Annotated in this window: 1 protein-coding gene and 1 pseudogene; both read right to left on the bottom strand. The window is 55.3% G+C overall.

Annotation, left to right across the window (positions count from 1 at the left end; all coding sequences use genetic code 11):
- Positions 1-344 (bottom strand): thiamine pyrophosphate-dependent enzyme (locus B3W37_RS01115; RefSeq protein ID WP_483174530.1); only part of this gene is annotated, 344 nt, incomplete at its 3' end.
- Positions 341-918: pseudogene (gene porA, locus B3W37_RS01110) on the bottom strand (pyruvate ferredoxin oxidoreductase); the annotation flags it as partial. The pseudogene porA and the gene B3W37_RS01115, both read right to left, overlap by 4 nt.

Here is a 918-nt window from a genome sequence, read left to right as displayed (position 1 = left end):
TAGGTGCCGCCGTCACCCGCGAAAGTGATGAACTTGACGGTTCCTTCCACCTTGCCGCGTCGTTTCAAAGCATTATAGGCTGCTTCCACTCCGGAACAGGTAGCCGCGGAGTTTTCAAAAGCAGAGTGGATATAACTGTCCATATAGGCAGTGTAAGGATACATAAAAGTGGAGACCTCCAGACAACTGGTAGCATTGACCACCACCGCCCGGTCCTCTTTATCCAGAGCGCGCAGAACCCCTGACACCACCACCCCGGCGCCGCATCCGGCGCAGAGTCGATGCCCTCCGGTGAGACGAGCCGGCTTTTCCACTTCCCGTTTCAGGTTGTATACCTTGCTCATGCTATGTCCTCCTTTGACCTATGCCCCATATGAGTATATACCGGACCTATCTCGCCGGTTCCAGCAATATCCGCCAGCCGGGCGAACACCTTTTCAATGTCCCCGGTCTTTACGTCGCGGCCGCCCAGACCGTAGACGATATTTATCAGATAAGGACGTTCCTTCAGATCATACAAAGCACTGCGGGTCTCGGCAAATAAAGGACCGCCGCTCCCTGAAAAGCCCTCCGACTTATCCATGACGGCTACGGCCCTGACGCCTGCCAAGGCCCGGGCCAGTTCCTCACCCGGGAAAGGACGGAATACTCTTATTTTGATCAGCCCCGCCTTTACTCCATGATCCCGCAGCTTGTCGACAGCCGCTTTGGCAGTCCCGGCACTGGACCCGATCAAAACCAGAGCAAATTGGGCATCCTCCATCCGGTATTCTTCAAATAGGCCGTAGCTCCGTCCGGAAATCTTTCCAAACTCTGCGGCCACCTCCAGTATGCGGGCCTTGGCCGCCTTCATCGCCTCAGCCTCCATAACTTTGTGTTCCATGTAATAAGGACTCACATCATACGGTCCTACCGCCA

The organism is Syntrophomonas sp. UBA5494 (genome assembly GCF_002426325.1).
The sequence above is the reverse complement of the archived record's forward strand: the minus strand, read 5'-3'. Positions and strand labels throughout refer to the sequence as shown.